Here is a 240-nt window from a genome sequence, read left to right on the forward strand (position 1 = left end):
GTAACTGATGCTGTCTACGATGAGGTCAGGACTTGGCAGAATCGCCCGCTGGACAGACTTTTCCCCATCCTGTATCTCGATGGCCTTGTGGTTAAGGTTCATCAGGATAAACGGGTTATACCAATTGAATTTTCTAACTACTGTATAACTGCCCAATCACGGGAGCACAGACTGAACAGTCGACCAGCTTCGCTGCAAAGGTTATTCCAAGCTTCACAGCAACAATCTACAATATTTTCA

General features: G+C 45.4%; 1 protein-coding gene. It reads left to right on the top strand.

What is annotated here, in order from left to right:
• The coding region (locus AK963_RS37005; protein WP_175404856.1) for a transposase at positions 1-240 on the top strand (240 nt) is incomplete at both ends.

Origin of the sequence: Endozoicomonas atrinae (genome assembly GCF_001647025.1) — a bacterium.
Taxonomy (GTDB): domain Bacteria; phylum Pseudomonadota; class Gammaproteobacteria; order Pseudomonadales; family Endozoicomonadaceae; genus Endozoicomonas; species Endozoicomonas atrinae.